Raw genomic sequence first — 6,453 nt, forward strand, 5'->3', positions numbered from 1 at the left:
CTGATGAGCCGCCTGGCCTTCCACCGCCCCGCCCGGATGCTGCTGCCGCAGCTGCCGGAGCAGACGGTGACCCTGCCCAGCCCACCCGAACCGCCCAACGACAACCAGGCGAACTCCGCGTGGACGCTGATTCTGCCGTTGCTGAGCAGCGTCGGCATGGCCGCGTACATGATCACGTTTGGCAAACCGGCGCTGATCATCATCGGTGTGCTGTTCTTCGTGACCTCCGCCGGCGCGGTCATCGCCATGCGGATGCAGCAGCGCAGCTCCACCGGCCGCACCGCGCGCAAGCAGCGCGTCCGCTACCGACGGCACCTCGCGATGGCCCGCGACCAGGCCCGCGAGGTGGCCCAGGCCCAGCGGACCGTCGCCGCGCTCGCCGACCCCGACCCGCAGCGGCTCTGGTCGATCAGCATCAATCGGCACCGCGTGTGGGAACGACGCCAGGACGACGCCGACTTCCTGCGGGTCCGGATCGGGCACGGCGCGGTACGGCTGGCCACCCCGATCGAGCTCGACCCCAAGATGGACCCGCTGGGCGACTACGACTGGGACTCCATGCAGGCGGCACACCGGCTGATCGACCGGATGGGCCACCTCGACAACCAGCCGATGGTCATCGACGTCGGCAACGCCGGAGTCATCAGCGTCGTCGGCGACCCGGCCCGCACCGACCTGCTCACCCGAGCCCTGCTGTGCCAGATCGCCGTCCTGCACGCCCCCGACGACGTCACCCTGGTGGTCGAGACCGCCAGCTCTGAGCACTGGGAATGGACCAAGTGGTTGCCGCACACCTTCGAGCCGGATGCCCGCAGTGACAGCGGATCGGTGTCGCTGGTCGCCGAGGACCCCGACGTCCTGACCACCTTCCTGCATGCCGAACTCACCCGGCGCACCGAACTTCAGACCACGCGGCGCAATGGGTTCAGCGGCGATCGCCCCGCCGGCAAGCAGCGGCGGTTGGTCGTGCTCTTCACCGGATTCGCGCCGTTCTCCGAATGGGGCCGCTCCGACCTGATGGCCGCCCTGCTCGCCGGGGCCGGACCCCAGCTCGGCATCACTCTGATCTTCTCCGGCGACCGGGAGCTGGACGAACCCAGCCGGGTCGACCTGCGGATCCGCTTCGACGACGCCGGGCACGTGGTCACCGAAGGACGCCGGGAACTGGTCGTCACCCCGGCGTTGCGCTGCCGGCCCGACGACGTGTCGCCGTTGCTGGCCGAGCTGATCGCGCGCAACCTCGCACCGCTGCGGCTCAGCGACGAACGCGAACAGGTACTCACCCGCACCCGCTCGCTCAGCGAGATGATCCTCGGCACCGACCCCGCTCGCGGCGACGTCACCAGCCGATGGGTCACCGCCGGTGACCCGCGGATGCTGCGCGCGCCGATCGGGGTCGACGGCGACGGCCAGACCGTCGTGCTCGACATCAAGGAATCCGGGCAGGGCGGTTCCGGGCCGCACGGCCTGATCGTCGGCGCCACCGGCTCCGGCAAGAGCGAACTGCTGCGCACGATGGTCACCGGCCTCGCGCTGACCCACTCACCGGAGCTTCTCAGCTTCGTCCTCATCGACTTCAAGGGCGGCGCGGCGTTCGCGCCGCTGCAGGGCCTGCCCCACGTCTCCGGGCTGATCACCAACCTCGCCGACGACGCCGCCATGATCGACCGGGTGCTCGCCGCCCTCATGGGCGAACAGCAGCGCCGTCAGCGGCTCCTGCGTGACGCCGGCAACATCGATACCGTCCGCGAATACCAGATGCGCCGCGCGGCCGGCGCCGTCGCGACCGACGGCACCCCGCTCGAACCGCTGCCCACCCTCCTCATCGTGGTCGACGAGTTCGGCGAGCTGCTCTCCGGGCGCCCCGAGTTCGCCGAGCTGTTCGTCCAGATCGGCCGGGTCGGCCGAAGCCTCGGCATGCACCTGCTCATGGCCACCCAACGGCTCGAGGAGGGCAAGCTGCGCGGGCTGGACTCGCACCTGTCCTACCGGATCTGCCTGCGCACCTTCAGCGCCGCCGAGAGCCGAACGGTCATCGGCACCACCGACGCGTACAAACTCCCCCCGATCCCCGGCTCGGCGTACCTGAAAGTGGACGAGTCGATCTACCAGCGGTTCCGCGTCGCCCACGTCTCCGCCCCCTACGTCAGCGCGGAGGAACGGTTCAGCATCGGCCGCGGCGACGGCGCGCTGCTGCCGTTCGACCTGCGCACCTACACCGCGATCGCGCAGGAGACCGACGAGCCGCAGCTCACCGCCCGGCCGGGCCCGACCGAGCTGAAGATCGTGGTGGACCGGCTGACCTCGGTCACCAGTCCCGCCCACCAGGTGTGGCTGCCGCCGCTGCCCGCCGCGCTGGCCCTCGACCACCTGATCGGCCGACCCTCCGTCCAAGCGGAACGCGGCTACTCCGCCAACGTCTGGCCGCTGTCCGGGCGGCTCGCCGTGCCGATCGGCCTGCTCGACCTGCCGGTCAAACAGGACCAGGAGACGCTGGTCATGGACTTCGGCGGCGCTCACGGGCACCTTGCCGCCGTCGGCGCGCCACGGACCGGGCGCAGTTCGCTCCTGCGCACGATCATGCTCGCCGGAATGCTCACCCACACCCCCGAGGAGATGCGGTTCTACTGCATCGACTTCGGCGGCGGGACACTTCACCCGTACGCGGCGGCACCGCACGTCGGCACGGTCGCCGGCCGCGCCGAACCCGAACTGGTCAGCCGCACCTTCGCCGAGATGCGGGCACTGATCGTCGAACGAGAACGCACGATGCGCGCCAAGGGCATCGAGACCTTCGCCGACCTCGGCGCCCCGCACGTCTTCCTGATGATCGACAACTGGGGTGCGCTGCGCACCGAGTTCGAGGGCGCCGAGGCCGCGGTCAACGAGATCGCCGCGCGCGGCCTGGGCGCCGGAGTGCACCTGGTGCTCACCTCCGGACGCTGGAACGACATCCGGCCCGCCCTGCGCGAGAGCATCGGCACCCGCATCGAGCTGCGCCTCAACGACCCCACCGAATCCGACGTCAACCGCCGCATCGCCGCCCGCGTGCCCGCCGGGGTTCCTGGCCGCGGCATCAGCGCACCGGGCATCTACTTCCAGCTCGTGCTGCCCCGCCTCGACGGCGTCGACTCCGCGGACGGGCTACGCGAAGCCCAGGAGGCCACCATCGCCCAGATCGCCGAGCACTGGACCGGTCCTGCCGCACCCCCGATCCGGCTGCTACCACAGCGCATCACCGTCGCCGAGCTGCCCGCACTGGCCGCCGCCACCCCCGCGACCGTGCCGATCGGCGTCGCCGAGAACGACCTGCGCACCGTCGGGCTCGACCTCACCACCGGCGACCCGCACTTCCTCATCTACGGCGACGCCGGGTCCGGCAAGAGCACCTTCCTGCGTACGTGGCTGACCGGGCTCACCGAACGCGTCTCCCCGTACGACATGCGGGTTGTCCTCTTCGACTACCGCCACTCGCTCGTGGACGCCGTGGGACCCGAACACCTCGGCGCGTACGCCGGTGACGCCGACAGCGCACGGGTCTACGTCCAGAGCGTCGTCGACAAACTCAAGGAACGGATCCCGCCGCCCGGCATCACCCCCGCCCAGCTCAAAGCCCGCGACTGGTGGGAAGGCACGGAAATCTACGTCGTCGTCGACGACTACGACCTGCTCTCCGGCGGCCCGCAGGCCGTGCTCGCCCCTCTCATACCGTTCATCCCGCAGGCCCGCGAGGTCGGCCTACACCTCGTTCTCGCCCGCCGGGTCGGCGGCATGGTCCGCTCCGGCATGTCCGACCAGCTTGCCAGCCGCATCCGCGACATGGGCTGCGGCGGCCTCGTGCTCTCCGGCGACCACCGCGAAGGCGTCATCCTCGGCGACGAACGCGCCGCCCAGCGCCCGCCCGGCCGAGGTGTTCTGGTCTGGCGCGGCCACCCCGGCCAGCTCATCCAGACCGCCGTTCCCGTGCCGGCGCTCGAACCCGTCAACTGAAAGGCCGTCGCATGGCGAACGAACACACCCGTGTCACAGTGGTGGGCACCTATCGCAGCGTCGACATCGCCCTGCCGTCGCTCAGCCCGGTGGGTGAATACAGCCCCCGTCTCGCCGAGCTCTGCGGCCAGGAAGGCTCCGACCAGCTGCCACCCGTCTGGTCACTGGCCCGCGCCGACACCGGGCCGTTCGCCCTCGACACCGGACTGCTGCAGGCCGGCGTCGTCGACGGCGAGGTGCTCTACCTGTACGACCTCGCAGGGGGCCCGCTCGACGTCCTCGACGTCAAGGACATCGACGAGGCCGTCGCCGAGGAAACCGAACAGCTACGCCGCAACAACGTCCATCCCGGGCCCGTGGTGGTCGCCCTCGGCCTCACCCTGCTGATCGCGGCGGCCGTGCTGCTGTCGCTGAGTTACGGCAGCGATACCGGCGCGGCTGTGGGGCTCACCGTCGCCAGCATGGCTCTGCTCGGCGCCGCTTGGGGGTTGCGCCAACGCCCCACCGCGGTGCCGGTCGGTCTCGTGCTGACCGTCGCGCTGACCGCCGTACCCGGCCTCGCTGCCGCCGGTCTGCTCATCGCCCGTGGCCTCGGCGGCAGCGGCTGGGCCTGGGGCGGCGCCGCCATCGGCGCCAACACCGCGATGCTCATGGCGATCGCGATGCTGCCCGAAACGATCTTCGTCGCGGCCGAGGTCTCCCTGCTCGCGGGCGGTCTGACGGTCGCACTCACCGCCGGCCTGGAAGCCGACGGCGTCGAATCCGCCGCCATCGCCGCCGCGGTCGCCACCGGAATGCTGGCCCTCGGCCGCCGCATCGCCGCCCTCATCACAGCCTGGATGCCCGCGCGGCCCATCCCCGAGCTCGTGCACACCTCGGCCCGGATCCTGCCCATCGTGCTGGCCGGTCCGGTCCTCGCCCTCGCCGTGACCATGCCCGTGCTGGCCCTCTCCGGACGTTCGTTCGCCGTGGCCCTCGCCCTCTTCATCTGCATCGCCATCGCCGTCAGGGCACGCGGAGCGGCGTTCACCACCGAGCTCTACCTGCTCGGCGGGGCGGCAACCATCGGCGTCTTCGGGCTGCTGGTCGCCGCAGCACGCGCGTACACCACCTCCGGCGGTGTGGCAGCGGTCATCCTGCTCGGGGCGGGACTGCTCGTCATAGCGGCCGGAGTCGCGATGAGCGTGTTCATGCCGCCGGCCAAGCCACACGGACCCGGCCCCAAACCGCCGATCCGCCGCAGCCGCGCCGAAGCGCTCGGCGTCCTCGCGGCGATCCTCATCGCGCCGCTGACCATGGGCGTCTTCGGCGTCTTCGGCGACCTGATGATGATGGGACGCACAATCTTCTAGCGCCGCTAGCTCTTCACGGACGTCAAGTGGCCGAGCTCGATCGCGCGGCGGGTCAGCTCGGCCTTGTTGTTGGCGTTCAGCTTCGCGCGGATCCGCTTCGCGTACGTGTTGACCGTCGCCTGGGAAAGGCCCATCCGCGTGGCGATCTGCGAGTGCGTGAAGCCGGACGCAATCCACCGCAACGTCTCCACCTCCCGCGGTGCGAGCCCACCCTGCTCGTCAGTGGGGGAGCCCGGCAACTCCGCCGGGAACCGGTCCGCCAGCCGCGGGCACAGGTAGAAGCCACCCTGCGCGGTCACCCGCATGGCCTCCCGCACCGCCTCCTGCTCCGCGAGTCGACTCACGCAGCCGCGCGCCCCCGCCCGGATCGCCGCCATCAGCCTCGGGCGGCCCGTCCAGTCCGCGCTGATGAGCAGATGCCCGAACGGCGTGGCCCCGCGGACCAGCCCCAGCGTCGACGCATCCGGCTCCGCCGCATCCAGAACCACCAGGTCGTACGTCGCACCGGCCGGCAGATCCGTCAGCGCAGCCACCGCCGCGACCGTCCGCAGATCCGGATCGTCACCGGCCAGCTTTTCCAGGCCGGCTCGCCAGATCGGCTGATCTGCCACGACAGCGACTTCAAACATTGCTACCTCCCAGACCAGGTTCCGCCATAGAACGGTTGAAAGCCCGCGCCGGTTCGAGGACGTCGCAAAGTTCCTCCCGAAACAGCCTCCGACGTCCCCGAACAAGTGTCTTGCCGTCTGCTCTGCCGTCGCTCCTAGTCTCGAAGCGCATGCCCGCCGCCAGTCGAGGAGACCGACGTGCCCACCGAGACCAGCGCCGACGGCACCGTCGTCAACTACGACAGCGACGGACGTCCCGTGCGCCAGCAACTCCCCGACGGAACCGTCTTCGACGGGTTCACCGCTGATGGCAGGCCGACGCACGGGATCCTCCCGGGAAACCAGGAGGTGTCGATCGTTTACGGCCGTGACGGGTCGAGCATCTGGTCCTACGCGGACGGCACGTTGGTGGATCGTGATGCGGCTGGTGATGTGACGCGTCAGGTGACTGCTGATGGTGCGTCGTTCGACGGGTTCACCGCTGATGGCAGGCCGACGCACGG

4 protein-coding genes are annotated in these 6,453 nt (G+C 70.5%); 3 read left to right on the forward strand and 1 reads right to left on the reverse strand.

The annotated features are described in order from the left end of the window. Positions 1-3: 3 nt before the first annotated feature. Positions 4-3,990: a type VII secretion protein EccCa gene (gene eccCa, locus ABZS77_RS16585; RefSeq protein ID WP_354823322.1), complete on the forward strand. Its 3,987-nt coding sequence runs from the start codon at positions 4-6 to the stop codon at positions 3,988-3,990. Between the two features lie 11 nt (positions 3,991-4,001). After that, on the forward strand, positions 4,002-5,342 hold the full coding sequence (locus ABZS77_RS16590) for an EsaB/YukD family protein (protein WP_354823324.1): 1,341 nt from the start codon (positions 4,002-4,004) through the stop codon (positions 5,340-5,342). Positions 5,343-5,347: 5 nt separating this feature from the next. On the opposite strand, the gene ABZS77_RS16595 is transcribed toward ABZS77_RS16590, so the two are convergent. Then, positions 5,348-5,953: a response regulator transcription factor gene (locus ABZS77_RS16595; RefSeq protein ID WP_354823326.1), complete on the reverse strand. Its 606-nt coding sequence runs from the start codon at positions 5,951-5,953 to the stop codon at positions 5,348-5,350. Between the two features lie 195 nt (positions 5,954-6,148). Between ABZS77_RS16595 and ABZS77_RS16600 the strand changes: the two genes are divergently transcribed. Then, positions 6,149-6,453 (forward strand): hypothetical protein (locus ABZS77_RS16600; RefSeq protein ID WP_354823328.1); only part of this gene is annotated, 305 nt, incomplete at its 3' end.

This window comes from Micromonospora sp. NPDC005298, assembly GCF_040607375.1.
Classification (GTDB): Bacteria; Actinomycetota; Actinomycetes; order Mycobacteriales; family Micromonosporaceae; genus Micromonospora.